Annotated in this window: 13 protein-coding genes, 1 tRNA gene and 1 riboswitch; of the genes, 6 read left to right on the top strand and 8 right to left on the bottom strand. The window is 70.7% G+C overall.

Features of this window, described 5'->3' with window-relative positions:
- Both AB5G72_RS06605 and AB5G72_RS06610 read right to left on the bottom strand, forming a co-directional pair.
- On the bottom strand, positions 1–1,041 hold the full coding sequence (locus AB5G72_RS06605; RefSeq protein ID WP_440221270.1) for an ABC transporter substrate-binding protein: 1,041 nt from the start codon (positions 1,039–1,041) through the stop codon (positions 1–3).
- Positions 1,042–1,096: 55 nt separating this feature from the next.
- Positions 1,097–1,274: riboswitch (cobalamin riboswitch) on the bottom strand.
- Between the two features lie 12 nt (positions 1,275–1,286).
- On the bottom strand, positions 1,287–2,381 hold the full coding sequence (locus AB5G72_RS06610; protein ID WP_317470718.1) for an alpha/beta hydrolase: 1,095 nt from the start codon (positions 2,379–2,381) through the stop codon (positions 1,287–1,289).
- A gap of 59 nt (positions 2,382–2,440) precedes the next feature.
- Between AB5G72_RS06610 and AB5G72_RS06615 the strand changes: the two genes are divergently transcribed.
- From AB5G72_RS06615 to AB5G72_RS06630, 4 genes are all read left to right on the top strand, one after another.
- Positions 2,441–3,394: an ABC transporter ATP-binding protein gene (locus AB5G72_RS06615; RefSeq protein WP_317470719.1), complete on the top strand. Its 954-nt coding sequence runs from the start codon at positions 2,441–2,443 to the stop codon at positions 3,392–3,394.
- Positions 3,391–4,977, top strand: coding sequence for an ABC transporter permease (locus AB5G72_RS06620; protein ID WP_440221271.1), 1,587 nt, complete (start codon positions 3,391–3,393; stop codon positions 4,975–4,977). The genes AB5G72_RS06615 and AB5G72_RS06620 overlap by 4 nt, the downstream gene beginning before the upstream one ends.
- A 112-nt stretch (positions 4,978–5,089) precedes the next feature.
- Positions 5,090–5,965 (top strand): serine hydrolase domain-containing protein, encoded by an 876-nt coding sequence (locus AB5G72_RS06625; RefSeq protein WP_317470721.1) that lies wholly within the window; start codon positions 5,090–5,092, stop codon positions 5,963–5,965.
- Positions 5,966–6,167: 202 nt separating this feature from the next.
- Entirely contained in the window at positions 6,168–6,677 is a 510-nt protein-coding gene (locus AB5G72_RS06630; RefSeq protein ID WP_067714234.1) for a DUF3145 domain-containing protein, read from the top strand.
- A 219-nt stretch (positions 6,678–6,896) separates the two neighbouring features.
- Here the strand turns inward: AB5G72_RS06630 and AB5G72_RS06635 are convergent, their stop codons facing one another.
- From AB5G72_RS06635 to aceE, 5 genes are all read right to left on the bottom strand, one after another.
- Entirely contained in the window at positions 6,897–8,333 is a 1,437-nt protein-coding gene (locus AB5G72_RS06635; RefSeq protein ID WP_096905695.1) for an acyl-CoA carboxylase subunit beta, read from the bottom strand.
- A gap of 255 nt (positions 8,334–8,588) precedes the next feature.
- Positions 8,589–8,840 carry a meromycolate extension acyl carrier protein AcpM gene (gene acpM, locus AB5G72_RS06640; RefSeq protein WP_067714230.1) on the bottom strand — a complete coding sequence of 84 codons (252 nt, stop codon included), beginning with the start codon at positions 8,838–8,840 and terminating at the stop codon, positions 8,589–8,591.
- Between the two features lie 102 nt (positions 8,841–8,942).
- Entirely contained in the window at positions 8,943–9,869 is a 927-nt protein-coding gene (locus tag AB5G72_RS06645; protein ID WP_440221272.1) for an ACP S-malonyltransferase, read from the bottom strand.
- 155 nt (positions 9,870–10,024) lie between these two features.
- A complete protein-coding gene (locus tag AB5G72_RS06650) occupies positions 10,025–11,269 on the bottom strand; it encodes a PucR family transcriptional regulator (protein WP_159148116.1) in 1,245 nt (414 codons plus the stop codon).
- A 5-nt stretch (positions 11,270–11,274) separates the two neighbouring features.
- Positions 11,275–14,070 carry a pyruvate dehydrogenase (acetyl-transferring), homodimeric type gene (gene aceE / locus AB5G72_RS06655; RefSeq protein WP_132061884.1) on the bottom strand — a complete coding sequence of 932 codons (2,796 nt, stop codon included), beginning with the start codon at positions 14,068–14,070 and terminating at the stop codon, positions 11,275–11,277.
- Positions 14,071–14,376: 306 nt separating this feature from the next.
- On the opposite strand from aceE, the gene AB5G72_RS06660 reads away from it, so the two are divergent.
- Together AB5G72_RS06660 and AB5G72_RS06665 are read left to right on the top strand one after the other, a co-directional pair.
- Positions 14,377–14,811 (top strand): DUF3052 domain-containing protein, encoded by a 435-nt coding sequence (locus tag AB5G72_RS06660; protein ID WP_096905691.1) that lies wholly within the window; start codon positions 14,377–14,379, stop codon positions 14,809–14,811.
- A gap of 97 nt (positions 14,812–14,908) precedes the next feature.
- A tRNA-Val gene (locus AB5G72_RS06665) sits at positions 14,909–14,981 on the top strand.
- 75 nt (positions 14,982–15,056) lie between these two features.
- Here AB5G72_RS06665 and AB5G72_RS06670 read toward each other — a convergent pair.
- Positions 15,057–16,082, bottom strand: coding sequence for an SURF1 family cytochrome oxidase biogenesis protein (locus AB5G72_RS06670; RefSeq protein ID WP_154830960.1), 1,026 nt, complete (start codon positions 16,080–16,082; stop codon positions 15,057–15,059).
- Between the last annotated feature and the right edge of the window lie 48 nt (positions 16,083–16,130).

Genomic DNA, 16,130 nt, shown 5'->3' on the forward strand with positions numbered 1-16,130 from the left:
TCAGTTGGCCGGGTCCGGCGCGCCGGCCCCCGGCGTGATGAGGCCCAGCTCGGTGAGGCCCGCCGCGACGGTCTCCACCCCGTAGATCGTGCGCAGCGACGGGTTCATCTCGGCACCGGTGATGTCGATGAATCGCTTCTCCCGGACCGCGGCCATCTCCCGGGTGACGGGGTTGGACTCGAGGTAGGCGATCTTGGCCTCCGCGGTCTCGGCGGTCTGGCTCTTGCGGGTCAGGTCGCCCACGACGATCACGTCCGGGTCGCGCTCGGCCACGACCTCCCAGCTGATCTGCGGCCACTCCTGGGTGGTGTCGTCGAAGGCGTTCTCCAGGCCCAGGGTGGTCGAGATGAGGCCGGGGGCCCCGCAGCAGCCGGCCAGGTACGGGGACTCGGAGTTGGCGAACCAGTACATCGCGGAGACACCGCGGGCGTCGACGCTCTCGACGGCCTCGTCGAGCCGGCGCTGCAGGTCCGCCACCAGCTCGTCACCGGCCTGCTCCACGTCGAAGATCCGGGCGAGCTCGGCGATCTCGCGATACAGCAGGGACGGGGTGTAGGGCGTTTCGCGGACGCCGTCCCCGGAATCGGCGACCTTGCCCACGCAGTCGGCCGGGGACAGGTAGGTGCCCACGCCGAGCTCGTGGAACTGCTCGCGGGCCGCGACCCCGCCCTCCCCGAGGGTGCTGCCGAAGGAGGCGGTGACGAAGTCCGGCTCCACGTCGAGGACGGCCTCCATCGACGGCGCGTTGTCGGCCAGGCGGGGGACCGACCTGTTCACCTCGGCGAACTCGGGCAGGACCGGGTCGGTCCAGGTGGCGGTGCCGACCACCCGGTCGCCGAGGCCGAGGGCGTACAGGATCTCGGTGGAGCTCTGGTTGAGCGAGACCACCCGTTCGGGCGGGGCCTCGACCCGCACCTGCTCCCCGCAGTTCTCGATCGGATCGGCGCCCGCGCCGGCGATCGCGGCCGGGTCGTGGGCGGTGCAGGAGGTCAGGGTGAGAAGGGTGACGCCGGCGAGGGCGACCAGGGTGGACGAACGCATGGGTGTGCTCCGAGGTCGCGGGCCTGGAACGCGAAGCCCGGTGATGACCTGGCGGTTGTCACCGCGAGGGCCAGCCGGTATTCGGACTCGGGATCACCTGGACGGAGCGCCTTCCCAGACCGTGCGGCCCAGTGGCATAGTGCCCCGCCATCACCCTCACCGCTGCGCGTCAGTTCCGGATTCGCACCGGATTCCCGCGACCGATCGGTCTCGCTGGCGATCACAAGGTAACACGGGTGGCGAGGTCAGTACGCCAGCCCCATCCGCATCGCGCCCACCGCCTCGGACAGCGCCGAGCGCGCGAGCGGGGTGGCCCCGACGGCGTTGACGAACGGGTGGACCAGCGTCTCGTGGCGGCGCAGCGAGACCGGGACACCGGCGTCGGCCATCTTCCGGGCGTACGCCTCGCCCTCGTCGCGCAGCGGGTCGAACCCGCCCGTGGCCACGTGGGCGGGCGGCAGTCCCGAGAAGTCCTCCGCCAGCAGGGGGGAGGCGCGGGGGTCGAGCCGGTCCTCGTCGGACCGGATGTAGGTCTCCTCGTACCAGTCCATGTTGGCTCGGGTGAGGAAGAAGCCGTCGCCGAACATCTCGTACGAGCGGGTCCGCGCGGACATGTTGGTGGCGGGGACGAACAGCAGTTGGAAGGCCGGCATCTTCTCCCCGGCGTCGCGCGTCTGCTGGCAGACCACCGCAGCCAGGTTGCCGCCGGCGCTGTCACCGCCCACCGCGATGCGCGTCGGGTCCACGCCGAGTTCGTCGGCGTGGTCGCGGACGTACCGGAACGCGGCGATCGCGTCGTCGACCGCGGTGGGGAACCGGAACTCGGGTGCCAGCCGGTAGTCCACGCTGATCACCTTGAGCCGGCCCGTCTTGGCGATGTAGCGGCAGGTCGCGTCGTGCGAGTCGACGCTGCCGAGCACCCATCCGCCGCCGTGGAAGAACACCAGTGCGGGCAGCGTCTCGTCACCGTGGACCGGCGAGTACAGGCGCGCGGGCAGGTCGGCCCGGTCCGGGTCGGTGCCGCCGAGAGGGAGGACGATGTCGGTGACGACGTCGAGGTCGATCTTCTTCCCCGAGACGGTGAACGCCGACCGCTCGACGGCCGAACGTGCCTTCTCGATGGTCAGATCCTCGTATTCGCCCTCGGACGTCATCGAGATGACCCGGAGCCCGGCCTGGAAGTGCGGGTCGAGGACCTGGCCGTCCATCCGTCGCGGGGTCCCGCCCACGAGTCGGAGTAGCGGGCCGGGCAGGAATCCGGCAGCGGTCATGACGGCCTTGGTCAGGCGATCCGGGATCGACGGGGAAAAGACACGGTGGCCGGACATGGGAGAGCGCATGGCCACATTGTGACGCGGATCCCTGGGATGATCGGGGTAATCGGACGAAGGAGCTGATCATGCGTTCAGAACACGAGAGCGTGGTGCGGGTCGAGGGCCTGGTCAAGACCTTCGGCCGCGCCCGGGCCCTGAACGAGCTGGACCTGGACGTGCGCCGCGGCGAGGTCCACGGGTTCCTCGGACCCAACGGGTCGGGCAAGTCCACCACCATCCGGATCCTGCTCGGGCTCATGCGCGCCGACTCCGGGCGGGCGACGGTGTTCGGCGGCGACCCGTGGCGCGACGCGGTCGAACTCCACGCCCGGCTCGCCTACGTCCCCGGCGAGGTGACCCTGTGGCCGCGGCTGACGGGCGGCCAGTGCATCGACCTGCTCGGCCGGGCGCTCGGGGGACTGGACCCGGGCCGTCGGGACGAGCTGATCGAGCGTTTCCGGTTGGACCCGACCAAGCGCACACGTGACTACTCGAAGGGCAACCGGCAGAAGGTGTCGCTGATCGCCGCGCTGGCCTCCGACGCCGAACTGCTCGTGCTGGACGAGCCCACGTCCGGCCTGGACCCGCTCATGGAGCAGACGTTCCAGGAGTGCGTCCGCGAGGCCGTCGACGGCGGCGCCACCGTGCTGCTGTCCAGCCACATCATGGGCGAGGTCGAGACCCTCGCCGACCGCGTGAGCATCATCCGCGACGGCCGCACCGTCACCTCGGGGACGCTGGCCGATCTGCGGCGTCACACGACGACCGAGGTCCACGCCGTCACCGACGCCGATCCGGGTTCACTCGGGCGCGTGACGGGGGTCGACGGCCTGCGGATCGAGGAGGCCGCCGACGGTCGGTTCGAGGTCCGCTGCCACGTGCCGGCCCCGCAGCTGGGGGAGGTCACCGGCCTCCTTCACGCGGCCGGCATCCACACGCTCACCGCGACCCCGCCCAGCCTGGACGACCTGTTCCTCAACGCCTACTCCGGGGCGGGTGCGGCCACCGGGGGCGAGGAGCGGACAGGGGACCGGCGATGACCTCGCCGTTCGCCGGCACCGGCCTGCTGGCACGCATCGCACTGCGCACCGGGTGGCGGGCCGCGGCCGCCTGGGTCCTCGGCCTGGCCGCGCTGTACCTCGTCACCGGGCTGTCGATCGCAGCCCTCTACGACACCCCGCAGGAACTCGCCACGTACGGCGCCTCGGTCGGCGAGTCGATGATCATGCTCACCGGCCGGGTGGCCGGGCTCGACACCCTCGGCGGCGTGATGATGAACGAGTACTCGTTCATGGTCGCCTTCGGCATCCCCGTCATGGCGATCGCCCTGACCGCGCGCGCCACCCGCAAGGAGGAGGAGTCCGGACGGTCCGAACTCCTCCTGGCGGGCCGGGTCGGCCGGCTCGCCCCGACGGCGGCTGCCCTCGTCGTCGTCGCCGGGGTCTTCACCGTGCTCGGTTTGGCGCTGTGGGCGGCGACCCTCACCGTCGACCTCGACCTCGACCGCGCGGGCGCGGCGCTGTACGTGGCCTCCATCGTCGCCGCCGGCTGGGTGTACGCGGCCGGCACCGCCGTCCTCGCGCAGGTGTTCGCCCACAGCCGGACCGTGTGGGCGGCGGCGATGTCCGTGGCCGGACTGACCCTGATCACACGCGGGATCGGCGACGTCAACCGCAACTGGTTGAGCTGGACCTCGCCGCTGGGCTGGCACGGCCTGACCCGGCCGTTCGGCGAGTCCTCCGTGGTGCCCCTGTTCGTCGCCGTCGTCGCCGCGGCCGGGCTCGCCGCGGCCGCGCTGTGGCTCGCCGCGCGCCGCGACGTGGGCCAGGGGATGGTCCCGGCCCGGACCGGCCCCGCCACCGCGTCCCGGTGGCGGGCGTCCCGGACCGGGACCGCCGTACACCAGCACCTGGGCGCGCTGACGGGCTGGACGATCGGCGTGGTGGCACTGATGGCCATGTACGGCGCGCTGATGAACGTGGTGGTCGAGACGATGATGTCCAACCCCGACCTCGCCGTGTTCCTCGGCGATTCGGGCACCGTGGTCGATTCCATCGTGCAGATGCTGGTGGCGTTCAGCGGATTCCTCGGGGCCGGGTTCGCGTTGCAGACCCTGACCGGGTTGCGCGGCGAGGAGACCGCCGGGCGACTCGAGATGGAACTGTCCACGGGGCGTTCGCGGTGGTCGTGGCTCGCCGCCCACACCGCGGTCGTCACCGTCGGCACCGTCGTCGTGGTCCTCGCCGGCGCCGCCGCGTTCGGGATCACCGCCGCCGCCGTGCTCGACGACCCGGACCTGGCGGGACGCATCATCGGCGCCGGGGCGTGGTATGTGCCCGCCGCGCTGGTGTTCGGCGCGATCTCGATCGGCCTGTTCGGCGCATCCCCGAGACTGCAGGTCCTGGCCTGGGCGCCGTTCGCCCTCGCCGTCGTCGTCACCCTCATGGGGCCCACGCTCCGGCTCGACGAGGACCAGATGCGCCTGTCCCCGTTCGGCGCGGTGGGCACCGCGCCCGTCGGCCCCGTCAACGCGATCGGCGTGGCCGTGCTCCTCACGGTGACGGTCGTGCTGGTCGCCGTGGGGCTGGCCGGCTTTCGGCGTCGCGACGTGCCGCGGACCTGACCGCGGCACCCGACACGACCTGACAGACTGGCTCGCACGGCCGCCACGCCTCACCGGCGCGGCCGTCACGGACACCGGCGCCGCCGGTCGCAGGCGAACCAGGGAGGAACCGATGTCGGACGAGTTCGATCGAGACAGGCTCTCCACCGCGCTGTCGGTGGTCACGGACTGGCCGGTGGGCACCGTCTCGGCCGCGGTGGTCGGCCCCGACGGCGCCCTCGCGGTCCACGGCGACGACACCCGCGTGTACCGCCTGGCCTCGGTGACCAAGCCCCTCGTCGCGGTGGCCGCGCTCCTGGCCATCGAGGAGGAGGCCATCGGCCTCGATGACCCCGCAGGGCCCGAGGGGTCCACGGTGCGTCACCTGCTCGCCCACGCCTCGGGGCTGGACTTCGCCGACCGCGACAAGGTCCGCGCCGAGCCGGGGGAACGGCGGATCTACTCCTCGGCCGGGTTCGAGGTGCTGGCCGACCACATCGCCGACGCCACCGGGATCGCGTTCGGCGACTACCTCCACGAGGCGGTGTGTCAGCCGCTGGGCATGGAGTCCACCACGCTCGAGGGCTCCGCCGGGCACGGGGCCTCCGCCAGCCTGGCCGACCTCATCGCGTTCGCCCGCGAACTCGTGGCCCCGCGGCTGCTCGCGCCCGAGACCCTCGAGGAGGCCGTGACCGAACAGTTCCGCGGCCTCGACGGGATCGTGCCCGGGTACGGCATGCACAAGCCGTGCCCCTGGGGGCTGGGCTTCGAACTCCGCGACGCCAAGCACCCCCACTGGACCGGGCAGCACAACTCGCCCGCGACCTTCGGGCACTTCGGGCAGTCCGGGACCCTGCTATGGGTCGAACCGGAGATCTCCACGGCGCTGATCGTGCTCACCGACCGCGACTTCGGCGACTGGGCCAAGCCGCTGTGGCCGGAACTGTCCGACCGGGTGGTCGATGCGGCAACCCGGCGTTCGCGCGAAGAGGACTCGCTCGGCGGGTGAGTCCGCCACCCGCGACACGCCCGCACTCGTGCCGGGCGCGGGAATCACCGTGCTGTAACTTTGCTGAGAGTCGAGAAGTGTCGCTGGTGTAATTCGATCACTTCAGGCACAGTGTTAACTACAAGCAACAGAAGCAACATCATTCACACGATTTCGTGAGGTCGTTGGGGAAGACGTCCCTCAGTGAGTCGGGAGTGAAGTGATGTCTGACCATAACTATCTCGCGGATACGACGACCGGCGTGGTGTTCATCCATGCCGCGCCTACCGCGTTATGCCCTCACGTCGAGTGGGCTCTCGCAGCCACGCTCGACGCCAACTCAGCCATGCGCTGGGAAGACCAGCCGGCCCAGCCGGGCGCTCGCAAAGCGATCGTCGACTGGATCGGCCCGGTCGGCACCGGCGCGCGTCTGGCCGATTCGCTGGCCAAGTGGTCGATGCTGTCTTTCGAGGTCACCGAGGACCCGAGCGACCTCGTCGACGGCGAACGCTTCTCCCACACACCCGAACTCGGGATGTGGCGGGGGCAGACGGGCGCCAGTGGCGACGTGGTGCTCAGCGAGAACCGGCTCCGGCATCTCATGAAGGCCGGCCCCGCCGCCTTCCATGCCGCGGTGGAGGACGAGCTCGGCACCGCCTGGGACCGCGCCCTCGAACCGCTGCGCGGCCACCCGGCCGCCGCCGAGGTCACCTGGCTCTCCCGGGTCGGCTGACCCACCGCACCACCGCACTCCCGCACTCCGGACAGCGCCCGCCCCAGTTCTCGGGGCGGGCGCTGACTCGTGTGCGCGACACGCTGGCGGCACCCGACACCGGCTGCGGGTGGCCACCGCGCCCTCCCGGGACACGACTGCGCCCCCTCCCGTCAGATCGGGGAGAGGGCGCAGCCGTCGGGTGCGGATCCTGCCCGAGGGGTTCCGGCCGGGGTCAGGTCACAGCGGGATGTTCTTGTGCTGGCCGCGGGTGTGCGCGGCCGCGTCCAGCGCCTCGGCGATGCGTCGGCGGGTGTCGGTGGGCTCGATGACCTCGTCGACCACACCGATGGAGACCGCGCGACCCACGCCACCGGCGATGGCCGCGTGCTCATCGGCCAGGCGGTCGTGCAGGGCCTCCCGCTCGTCCTCGGGTGCCGCCGCGAGGGTCCGCTTGTGGAGGATGCCGACGGCGGCCTTGGCGCCCATCACCGCGACCTCGGCGTCGGGCCAGGCGAACACGGCGGAGGCTCCGAGAGCGCGCGAGTTCATCGCGATGTAGGCACCGCCGTAGATCTTGCGGGTGACGAGCGTGACCCGGGCGACCGAGGCCTCGGCGAACGCGTGCAGCAGCTTGGCGCCGCGGCGCACCACGCCGTCCCACTCCTGCGAGACGCCGGGCAGGTAACCGGGGACGTCCACGATCACGACCAGCGGCACGCCGAAGGCGTTGCAGAGCCGGACGAACCGCGAGGCCTTCTCCGCGGACTCCGAGTTGAGGCAACCGCCCAACCGCAGCGGATTGTTGGCGATGACACCCACGGTGCGGCCGGACATCCGGCCGAAGCCCACCACGATGCTGGGCGCCCACTTGGCCTGCAGCTCCTCGAAGGTGGTGCTGCCATCGAGCTCCGAGGAGTCGAGCAGCCCGTGGACGAGAGGACGGACGTCATACGCGCGCTTCGGTGAGTCGGGGAGCAGGCCCGCAAGATCGGTGTGATCGCCCTCGAGGGCACGCGGGTCGAACTCGCCCTGCGCGGACAGCAGGGTCACCAGACGACGCGCCCGGTGCAGGGCATCACGCTCGTCGGTCGCGGCGATGTGACACACCCCCGACTTGCGGTGGTGCACGTCCTGGCCGCCCAGGCCCTCCATGTCGACCTGCTCGCCGGTGACGGAGCGGACCACGTCGGGACCGGTGACGAAGATCTTGCCGGCCGGCGCCATGATGACGACGTCGGTCAGCGCGGGGCCGTAGGCGGCGCCGCCGGCGGCGGGCCCGAGCACGACGGAGATCTGGGGCACGTGGCCCGACGCGCGGACCATGGCCTCGAATACGAGGCCGACCGCGTGCAGCGCCTCGACGCCCTCCGCGAGTCGCGCCCCACCCGAGTGCCAGACGCCGACGACGGGCAGATGCTCGTCGATCGCCACGTCGATGGCACGCACGATGTGCCGGCACCCGTCCAGGCCCATGGCACCACCCATGACGGTGGCGTCCGTCGCGTACGCGATGGTGGGTTCGCCGTCGATCAGGCCGCGCGCGGCCATGGCGCCGGAGGCGTCGGGCTCGGTGATGAACTCGAGCGAAGCCGGGTCGAAGAGGTTCTCGAGCCGGACGACGGGATCTCGAGGGTCGATCTGGGTGTTCTGGTCAACAGGGCTGGTGATGGTCATATGTGCAGTCCTTTCCTCGGCGCGTGTCCCTGGAAGGGAGAGCGCGCCTGCGATGGACCCCCGGACTGGCTTGTGGGCGATCGGCGTTCGGATCGGGACCCCCGTCCCGGTCCGGACCTCTCGCCCGGCACCCCGCGGTGAGCGGGGTGATCATTGTTGGGCCCTGTGTGGGGGAGGGGACGCGGGCTCGACGTGGTGCACCGACCGCACCTTCGGCCCTGACTGCGTCCCCGCCCCGGCACACGGGGCCGAGTGTCAGCTCTGGTCGAGCTTCTGGATGTAGTCGACCGCATCCTGAACAGTACGCAACTTGGCGAGGTCCTCGTCGGGGATCTCCACCCCGTAGCGGTCCTCGGTCTGCACGGCGATCTCCACCATGGAGAGCGAATCGATGTCGAGATCGTCGACGAAGGACTTCTCCGGGGTCACCTCGGAGGGTTCGATCCCGGTGACCTCCTCGACGATCTCCGCCAGTCCTGCGATGATCTCGGCCTCGGTGCGTGCCATGTGGTGTCCCTTTCTGATGGGTGGTGCCGTGCCCGGCGGGCGCGACGGATGGTCTGGTCGCGATCGCCGGCCGGGGCCGACGATCGGGGGTGGGAGGAGCGGTCAGGCGCCGCTGAGTGCGGGGACCGACTCGAGGGCGAGTTCGAGGTCCTCGGGGGTGGTCACGCCGTACCGGGGAACGTCACGCATCATGCGCTTGGCCAACCCGACGAGTGAGCCGGAGGGCGGCAGCTCGATGAACGCATCGACGCCCAACTTGAGCATCGTCTGCATACAGAGGTCCCACCGGACGGGATGGGTGATCTGGGAGACGACCCTGTCGAGGGCGTCGCGACCGGAGGTGACGACCATGCCGTCGGCGTTGGAGACCAGCGTCAGCTCCGGGTCGTTGACCTCTATCGTGTCGGCCAGGTCGCGGACCTCGTCGACGGCGGAGGCCATGTGGTGGGTGTGGAACGCCCCGGCGACCTCCAGTCGACGCAGGCGGGCCCGGCTCGGTGGATTCTGCTCCAGGGCGTCGCAGGCCTCGAGCGGGCCGGCGGCCACGATCTGGCCCGCGCCGTTACGGTTGGCCGGCTGCAGCCCGGCGGTGTCCAGCGACAGCAGGACATCGGCCTCGACCCCGCCCAGCACCGCGATCATGCCGGTGGGGCGCTCGGCACACGCCCGGGACATCGCGGCACCGCGGACGGACGCCAGACGCAGGGCGTCGGCTTCCGACACCACCCCGGCGATCGCCAGCGCGGCGATCTCGCCGATCGAATGGCCGGCCACCATCGTGTCGCAGGGCACCTGGCCGCGACGGCGCAACTCGGCGGCACCGAGCAGGGCCGAGGCGACGACGAGTGGCTGGGTCACCGCGGTGTCGGTGATCTCCTGCAGGGTCGCGGTCGTGCCGAGACGCTCGAGGTCGAGTCCGCTCGATGCGGACCACTCGTCGAGACGGTCCGAGGCACCGGGCAACTCGAGCCAGGGCGCGAGCATCCCGGCTTTCTGAGACCCTTGTCCAGGGGCAGTAAGGCAAAGCACGGGTATCAGAGAACACGCCCCGCCCCTCTTAGGATGATGTTCCCCAAGCCAGAAACACAGCCGGGATTTTGTACGATTCCCACAAATGACGAGCTGGCTGGTCGTCCATCTCCGGTCGGTTCGATTTCGTTACACCTTGTTACGGGAGTGATTGATTACGACTCCTGAGTGCTTCGGTCGGCGAACTTCCCGAGGACGAGGGCGATTCTCAGGACAAAAGCGTCCCTCGCGTTAAGCGGGTCGAATTTGGTGATTTGACTCACTCTCTTGAGGCGGTACCGCACGGTGTTGGGATGGACGTACAACTCGCGGGCACACGCCTCGACGTGCCCGCCGGAGTCCAGATAGGCCCGGAGGGTGTTCTCGACCGAGGTGTCTGCGCCCCTCAGCGGTGTGACGACTCGGTCGACCAACATCGTCGCCGCGCCCCGGTCGCCGGCGAGGACCCGCTCGGGCAGGAGGTCGATCGCCGCGACCGGTCGGGGGGCGCCGGGCCAGCCACAGACCGCCGCCACGCCGGAGAGCGCCTCGGTCGCGCTGTCCGGGGCCTCGGCGAGGGAGCTCACCGTGTGCCCGACGACGACCGGCGCGTCGGGTGAGAAGGAGTCGAGGACCTCGGCCGGGACGGCGGAGGAGGACTCGAGCTCCCCGGAGAGGATGACGACGAGGCGCGCGCCCTGTACCACGGCCAGTGCGTGGCGGCCGGCCGCGACCGCGGCTTTGTGCGCGGCGGGCACCGACGCCAGTCCGAGTTCCTCACGGGGCCTGCCGACGATCACCGTCGCCGCGGTGGTCGGGTCCCAGTTCAGGGCCGAGGCACCGGAGGCGAGGTCGGCATGACGATCACCGCGGACCACGGCGTCGACCAGCATCGCCTCCATACGGGTGTCCCAGGCTCCCCGGTTCTCCGCGGCGGCGGCGTAGACCGCCGCCGCGGTGAAGCCGAGTTCACGGCCGAACTTGAGCACCGCGGTGATCATGAGTCCGCGTTGGCGCTCGTTGTGGGTGATCCGTGGCATCACCAGCTCGAAGTACTCACACGTCGACCGGACGAGCTGGACCGTCTGCTGCAGGGTCAGCCCCTGGCCGAGCCCCTTGGGGAGCAACTTGAACCCCGCGATGGTGTCCGTGTGCGGGGCCTCGGGGTTGCGCATCCAGGTGACGAAGTCGCGCACCGCGCTCTGGATGATCAGCTGGATCTCGGCCCGCTGGTCGGCGGACAACTCGGCGAAGAACGCCAGATCCTGTTCCAACGCGCGGACCGCCTCGGTCGACAGGGTCCCCGAGTACCGGGTGATGCGCTTGAGCAGGGCATCGGAGACGGGACGATCGTCCGGCGGCGTCGCGGAGCGCCGCCGGACGGGTTGTGCGTCCCTCTCCCCGGTCCCGGGGTCGGCCATGTCTGTCACGCCACTCCGGGGTCCGTCGTCGGCTCGGGGGCGGCCATGACGTCGTCTATCCGGTACAGACGCGCCGCCTCGAGCAGGGTGGTCTTGTCGATGGTCCCCTCGCGGGCCAGGCCCGCGAGGACGGCCACGACGATCGACTCGGCGTCCGTGTTGAAGAAGCGGCGGGCCGCGGGCCGGGTGTCGGAGAACCCGAAGCCGTCACATCCGAGGACGGTGAAGTCCCCGGGGACCCAGGCGCGGATCTGGTCCGGAACCGCCTTCTGGAAGTCGCTCACCGCGACCTTCGGCCCCTCGGCCGACGCCAGTGCCGCGGTGACGAACGGGATGCGCGGCTGCTGATCGGGGTGACGGAGCTCGTGGCGCTCGCACTCGAAGCCGTCACGGGCGAGCTCCGTCCACGAGGTCGCCGACCACAGGTCGGCCGCGACGTCCCACTTGTCGGCGAGCATCTTCTGCGCCTCCACCGCCGCATACATCGCCACGCCGGACGCGAGGATGGAGGCCTTGTGGCTCCCGGCCTCCGCCGCGCGGAAGCGGTACAGACCGCGCAGGAGGGCGTCGACGTCCAGGTCCTCGGGCTCCGCCGGCTGCGGAACGGGCTCGTTGTACAGGGTGATGTAGTACGACACGTTGCGGTCGATGCCGTCGGTCTCGGTCTCGTGGGCCGCGCCGGGGCCGTACATGCGCTCGATGCCCGCGCGCATGATGTGGGCGACCTCGTACGCCCACGCCGGGTCGTAGGAGATGATCCCCGGGTTGGTCGCGGCCAACAGCGGGGAGTGGCCGTCCATGTGCTGCAGACCCTCGCCGGTGAGCGTCGTGCGGCCGGCGGTGGCGCCCAGCAGGAAGCCGCGGGCGAGCTGGTCGGCGGCGGCCCAGATGCCGTCGCCGGTGCGCTGGAACCCGAACATGGAATAGAAGATGTACAGAGGGATCATCGGCTGGCCGTGGGTCGCGTACGCGGTCCCGGCGGCGGTGAACTCGGCGACGGACCCCGCCTCGCTGATGCCCTCGTGCATGATCTGGCCGTCCTTGGCCTCCTTGTAGCTCAGCATGAGGTCGTGGTCCACCGAGGTGTAGTTCTGCCCGTGCGGGTTGTAGATCTTCAGGGTGGGGAACCACGAGTCCATGCCGAAGGTGCGGGCCTCGTCGGGGATGATCGGCACGAAACGGTCGCGCAGGGACTCGTCGCGCATGAGCTCCTTGGCCGTCCGCACGAGCGCCATGGTGGTGGCGACGGCCTGCTTACCCGACCCCTTGCGGAGTGACTTCAGGGCGTCGATGCCCGGCACGGCCAGGGGTGTGAAGGTCTGGCGCCGCTCGGGGACGTGCCCGCCGAGGGCGGACCTGCGGTCCAGCATGTAGCGGATCTCCGGCGAGTTCGGCCCCGGGTTGTAGTAGGGCGGCTGGGTCGGATCGGCCTCCAGCTCCTCGTCGGTGATGGGGATCTGCTGCTTGTCGCGGAACAGTTTGAGGTCGTCGAGCGTCAACTTCTTCATCTGGTGGGTCGCGTTGCGCCCCTCGAAGTTCTGGCCCAGCCCGAAGCCCTTGATGGTGTGGGCCAGGATGACCGTCGGCCGGCCGGTGTGCTCGAGCGACGCCTTGTACGCGGCGTGGATCTTGCGGTAGTCGTGCCCGCCGCGGCGCAGCGCCCAGATCTCGTCGTCCGTCATATCCTCGACGAGCTTGGCGGTGCGGGGGTCGCGGCCGAAGAAGTGCTCGCGGATCCAGGCGCCGTCGTTGGCGCGGAAGGTCTGGTAGTCGCCGTCGGAGACCGAGTTCATCAGCGAGACGAGTGCGCCCTCGGTGTCCTTGTCGAACAGGGCGTCCCATTCGCGACCCCAGACCACCTTGATGACGTTCCAGCCGGCGCCGCTGAAGTACGACTCCAGTTCCTGGACGATCTGGCCGTTCCCGCGGACCGGCCCGTCGAGACGCTGGAGGTTGCAGTTGATGACGAAGGTGAGGTTGTCGAGGGCGTCGTTCGCGGCGATCTGCAGCGCGCCGCGCGACTCGACCTCGTCCATCTCACCATCACCGAGGAACGCCCACACGTGCTGCTGCGACGTGTCCTTGATGCCGCGGTTGTGGAGGTAGCGGTTGAACCGTGCCTGGTAGATGGCGTTGATCGGCCCCAGACCCATCGAGACCGTGGGGAACTCCCAGAACTCGGGCAGCGAGCGGGGGTGGGGGTAGGAGGGGAGTGAGCGCCCCGGATGGCTCTTCTCCTGCCGGAACCCGTCGAGGTCCTGCTCCCGCAACCGGCCCTCGAGGTAGGCCCGGGCGTACATGCCGGGGGAGGCGTGGCCCTGGAAGTAGATGTGGTCGCCGCCGCCGGGATGGTCCTTGCCGCGGAAGAAATGGTTGTACCCCACCTCGTAGAGCGGGGCCGCCCCGGCGTAGGTGGAGATGTGACCGCCCACGCCGATCCCGGGCCGCTGGGCGCGGTGGACCATGATGGCGGCGTTCCACCGGATCCATCGACGGTAGGTCCGCTCCACCGCCTCGTCGCCGGGGAACTCCGGCTCGAGGCTCGTGGGGATGGTGTTGACATAGTCGGTGGACGTGAGGGCGGGCAGCGGAACACGCTGCTTGGAGGCTCGCTCGAGGAGACGCAGCATGAGGTAACGGGCGCGCTCGGGCCCGGCCTCGGCGAGCAGGCCGTCGAGCGAGTCCATCCACTCCTGGGTCTCCTCGGGGTCGGAGTCCGCCAGGTAGGAGGCCACCCCTTCCCGGAGAATCGGCACGTTGGTGGGTGCGGTCCCGTCCCGTGGGCCTTCGTTTCCGCTCATGCGTATCGTCCTCACTTCTGTGATTCGTACCGTGGTCGCCCGGTGGGGCCACCACATGTCGTGGTACATCGTCGGGCCCGGGCCGCGGCCCGCAGGTGTGGGCGGATCGCGTCGGGCTCGGGGCGGGCCACCGTAGGCCCACCGGTTCCGATTGTGCCCCAAAGCGTGACGCGCGACACCGTCGCCTGAGCCGACACACCGACAAATGGGCGGTAGTCGTTTCCCCGGCGGGTGTGCGCGGGTAGTGTTCCTGGTCAGCGAAAGACCCGAGAAGTAGCACGACGGAGTAGAGGGAGGAACACCACGGTGGTCGCCGCGGCGAACCAGCAGGACGGAGCGGACCAGGTAGCTGGTCAGCTCGAACTGACGGAGGGCATGCTCGTTCAGGAGGTCGGATGGGATTCCGACTGTGACGAGTCGATCAGCGAGGCCGTCGAGGACGCCGTCGGATCAGAGCTGCTGGAGGAGGACACCGATGAGGTGGTCGACGCGGTACTGCTCTGGTGGAGGGACGGTGACGGCGACCTGGTCGACCGACTCATGGACGTCATGACCCCCCTGGCGGACGACGGCTCGGTGTGGGTCCTCACCCCCAAGACGGGGCTCGACGGGCATGTGGTGCCCGCAGTGATCGCGGAGTCCGCCCAGACCGCGGGGATGCTGCAGACGCGCACCGCCGCGCTCGGGGACTGGGCCGGAAGCCGGCTCGCCCTGCGGAAGAACAGCATGCCCCGCAAGTGATCGCGGCACCCCGGACCCCTCGTGCGCCCCGGGGTGGGGCGCTGTCCCGGGTGGGATAATCTGACCGCACCGGCGCGATCGACGCGTCGGTGCGCACGCGCGCGTAGCTCAGCGGTTAGAGCTCTGGTCTTACACACCAGCGGTCGGGGGTTCGATTCCCTCCGCGCGCACCGATGACGAAGACCGACCGATGACAACCGGCCGATGACGACCGGCCGCACCCGGTGCCGAGGGCTCGGCGCGGGTCAGGTCCGGAGGCGGTCCGCTCGGCGGAAGGCCCTGCGCTGCTCGGCGTCGTTGCGGTCGCCGTAACGGGCCCGCATCGCGCGTTCACGGGCGGACGCCTCGTCGAGCTCGGTGGCTCCCCGGCCGCCGCCGTCCGAGCCGCCGCCCGACGCGTCACCGTTCGCGGGATCGCCGCCGCCGTCGCGGCCGAGGTCATCGGTGTCGCCACCCCGGGCGTCGGTCCCCGCGGTGGGCGTGGTGCCGTCATCCGGTGTCCCCGCCCCCTGATCGGCGTCGGCGGCCGCGACCTCGGCGTCGCGACGCCGGGCCCGGATCTCCGCCCAGGCGAAGTAGATGAGCGCGGCCGGGGCGAGCACGCCGAAGGCCAGCCACTGCAGTCCGTAGGACAGGTACGGGCCGTTCTCGATGCCGGGGATCGGGGCGGGGGAGAGCGATCCGGGCTGGCCCCCGGCCAGCTGCAGGTAGCCCTCCGACACGAGGTCGTGTCCGAGGGTGTCGCCGATGACGACCGGGTCCACCACGCGCACGGCGGGCAGTCCGGCCATCGGGACGGGCTCGGCCTCGCCGGGCTCGGTGACCCGCAGCCGGGCGGTGATCTCGACCTCGCCGGCGGGGGCGGCGGGATAGTCCGGTACCGCGTTGTTCTCCCCGACGAGCACGTATCCGCGGTTGACCAGCATGTCCGCGCCGTCCACGGGGTCGAACACCGTGAGAACCTGGTAGACCAGCTCGCCGTCCACCGACCGGAGTCGCAGCAGTGCCTCGGAGTCCGGTCGCCACTCCCCGGTGAGGGTGACCAGGCGCCATTCGCGCTCGGCGTAGGCCTGCGGGCCGTCCACCACCTGCGCCAGCGGCGCGGGTTCGGCCTCGACGGATTCGGCCAGGCGGGCGTTGCGGGCGTCGAGATCGTCGCTCTTGCCCAGCTGCCACGGGGCGAGCAGCGCGAAGCACGCCCAGGCGAACAGGGCCGCGGCGAGGACGCCGATCACCCATCCCGGGGTCAGGAAACGCCGCAGTATCCGCATGCTCCCAGGGTATCCGTCCCGGCGCGGCGGGTCCCGGGGCAGGTGTGC

Origin of the sequence: Dietzia sp. MNB45, assembly GCF_051994785.1 — a bacterium.
Classification (GTDB): domain Bacteria; phylum Actinomycetota; class Actinomycetes; order Mycobacteriales; family Mycobacteriaceae; genus Dietzia; species Dietzia kunjamensis.